The sequence below is a fragment of the Methylophaga sp. UBA1464 genome (assembly GCF_002325665.1).
GTDB lineage: Bacteria > Pseudomonadota > Gammaproteobacteria > Nitrosococcales > Methylophagaceae > Methylophaga.
This window is the reverse complement of record NZ_DCSO01000109.1, coordinates 6,589-9,736: the sequence shown is the minus strand read 5'-3', so window position 1 is coordinate 9,736 and position 3,148 is coordinate 6,589. Positions and strand designations below refer to the sequence as shown.

At 48.7% G+C, this 3,148-nt stretch carries 3 protein-coding genes; 1 reads left to right on the top strand and 2 read right to left on the bottom strand.

Annotated features, from left to right (window positions below):
* Window positions 1-1,235 (bottom strand): glutamine-hydrolyzing GMP synthase (gene guaA / locus B3O33_RS14665; RefSeq protein ID WP_292363881.1); only part of this gene is annotated, 1,235 nt, incomplete at its 3' end.
* 60 nt (window positions 1,236-1,295) lie between these two features.
* Window positions 1,296-2,759 carry an IMP dehydrogenase gene (gene guaB, locus B3O33_RS14660; RefSeq protein WP_292362038.1) on the bottom strand — a complete coding sequence of 488 codons (1,464 nt, stop codon included), beginning with the start codon at window positions 2,757-2,759 and terminating at the stop codon, window positions 1,296-1,298.
* A gap of 62 nt (window positions 2,760-2,821) precedes the next feature.
* Here guaB and B3O33_RS14655 point away from each other — a divergent pair.
* Window positions 2,822-3,148: exodeoxyribonuclease VII large subunit (locus tag B3O33_RS14655; protein WP_292363880.1), on the top strand; the 327-nt coding region annotated here is incomplete at its 3' end.

Sequence of the window (3,148 nt, the reverse complement as noted above, 5' to 3'; positions counted from 1 at the left end):
ATGCGTACACCCAGACCCGGGCCAGGGAAAGGGTGGCGATAGACCATATCGCTTGGCAAACCAAGTTCGACGCCCAATTTACGTACTTCATCCTTAAACAATTCGCGTAATGGCTCAATTAATTTGAGTTTCATGTGCTCCGGTAAACCACCAACATTGTGATGGGTTTTAATCACATGCGCTTTACCGGTTTTAGAGGCAGCCGACTCAATGACATCAGGGTAAATAGTGCCTTGTGCCAGCCACTGTACGTTGGTGAGTTTGGACGCTTCTTCGTCAAATACTTCAACAAACTCACGGCCGATAATTTTGCGTTTGGCTTCCGGATCATTTTCACCTGCCAGTGCTGACAGGAAACGATCTTCAGCATCCACACGAATCACGCGAATGCCCATATGTTTGGCAAACATCGCCATCACCTGATCGCCTTCGTTTTCACGTAGCAAGCCGTTATTCACAAACACACAGATCAGCTGATCGCCAATGGCCCGGTGCAGCAAAGCGGCCACGACGGAGGAATCGACACCACCAGATAAACCCAGCAATACCTCATCTTTGCCAACTTGTTGACGGATGGTTTCGATACTGTCTTCAATAATATTGGCGGAAGTCCATAAGGTTTCACAACCACAGATTTCGGTAACAAAACGCGAAATCATCCGTTGACCCTGAGTGGTATGGGTCACTTCTGGGTGGAACTGCACACCGTAGAACTGTCGTTCTTCATCCGCCATACCGGCAATAGGCGCACTGTCGGTACTGGCTATAACTTTAAATCCATCGGGCATTTGGCTAACCCGGTCACCATGACTCATCCACACATCCAGCATGCCAAAACCTTCAGGTGTCGCATGATCTTCGATATCTTTCAAAAATGCAGAATGCCCGCGAGCGCGGATTTGTGCGTAACCAAATTCACGATGTGATGACGACTCAACCTGACCACCTAACTGTGTAGCCATGGTTTGCATACCGTAGCAAATGCCCAAAACCGGTACATTCATTTCAAATACACAGAGCGGTGCGGCAGGTGCCGCTTCGCCAATAGTTGAATCCGGGCCACCCGATAGAATGATGCCTTTCGGAGCAAATTCACGAATTTCGGCTTCGCTGATATCCGGGTTACGTAACTCGCAATAGACACCGACCTCGCGAATACGACGGGCAATCAGCTGGGTGTATTGTGAACCAAAATCAAGGATCAGAATGCGATGGTCGTGAATATGGCTGCTCATGAATCTCTCTTACAGTCAGATAAAAGATACCGGTCTCTGTTCAGAAACAGGTATGCAACATTAATTAACGCGATAATTTGGTGCTTCTTTGGTGATGGTCACGTCATGAACATGGCTTTCATTCATGCCAGCAGAAGTTACACGGACAAATTCCGGTTTGGTGCGCATTTCTTCAATAGTGCGGCTGCCGGTATAACCCATGGAAGCACGAACACCACCCATCAGCTGATGAATAACAGGACTCAGACTACCTTTGAATGGCACGCGGCCTTCAATGCCTTCCGGAACCAGTTTGTCAGCCTCACTGGATTCCTGGAAGTAACGATCGCTGGAACCCTGTTTCTGTGACATTGCTCCCATTGAGCCCATGCCACGATACGATTTATAGGCACGGCCCTGGAATAATTCCACTTCACCGGGAGCTTCTTCAGTACCGGCAAACATACCACCAACCATAATGGCATGTGCCCCGGCAACAATCGCTTTGGCAATATCACCGGAGTAGCGTACACCACCATCAGCAATCAACGGCACACCCGTTCCGGCCAGTGCGGCAGCCACATTACTGATGGCAGTGATTTGTGGTACACCGACACCGGCAACAATACGCGTGGTACAGATAGAGCCGGGACCAATACCGACTTTGACCGCATCAGCGCCGGCTTCAACCAAAGCTTTTGCCGCAGCAGCTGTGGCGATATTACCGCCGATGACCTGCACTTGAGGATAATGTTGTTTGACCCAGCGCACCTGATCCAATACGCCCTGTGAATGACCGTGTGCTGTATCGACAACAATGACATCCACACCGGCTGCAACTAATGCATCAACACGCGCTTCGCTCTCTGCGCCAATGCCGACTGCCGCGCCAACACGCAAACGTTCCTGTGCATCTTTGGAGGCCAGTGGATTGTCTGTTTGTTTTTGAATATCTTTAACGGTGATCATGCCCTGCAGATGAAATTTATCATCCACAACCAGTACTTTTTCAATACGGTTAGTGTGCAATAAGTGGAGAACTTCCTCACGACTGGCATCTTCACCGACGGTCACCAGTTTATCTTTGCCAGTCATGATTGATGACACCGGATTTTCAAAATGTTTTTCAAAGCGTAAATCACGGCTGGTTACAATTCCGACCAAATCATTACCATCTACAACTGGAACACCGGAGATATTGTGGGAACGGGTCAACTCAACAACATCGCCGATTGATGTGTTGGGGCTGACGGTAATCGGATCACGAACCACACCACTTTCAAATTTTTTCACCTTACGGACTTCGTCAGACTGCTGTTCGATGGTCATATTTTTGTGCAGAATACCCAGACCACCTTCCTGTGCCATTGCTATTGCCAGACGGCTTTCTGTGACGGTATCCATCGCAGCGGATAACAATGGAATATTGATGGTGATATCTCGTGTCAGTTGAGTTGACAGACTGACATCACGCGGCAGAACATTTGAATAGGCAGGGACTAATAAAACGTCATCAAATGTCAGGGCTTCTTGCGCAATTCTCATGAGGCGGGTTCCCGAATTTACTGTAATATGATCGACAAATTATATCAGGAACTTAGTGGTTTATGGCATCACTTATGACATCGGATTCGCAAGCAAAACTCGCTGCCCGTGCTGTCAAGGATGTATATCCGGTTTCGCGATTGGTCAGAGAAGTCCGGCTGATGCTGGATGGTTCGTTTCCGCTATTGTGGGTCGAAGGAGAAATATCCAATTTAGCGATGCCGGCTTCCGGGCATATTTACTTCACACTGAAAGACTCAGCTGCGCAAGTACGCTGTGCCATGTTCCGTGGCCGCAATCAGCAATTACGCTTTACCCCTGAAAACGGCATGCAGGTATTACTGCGCGTCAAAGTCACGCTGTATGAAGGCCGCGGTGAATTCCAGCTG

What these genes read in the sequence shown, in the direction of transcription:
- guaB (WP_292362038.1), bottom strand. Translation starts at nt 2,759, where the DNA reads ATGAGAATTGCGCAAGAAGCCCTGACATTTGATGACGTTTTATTAGTC.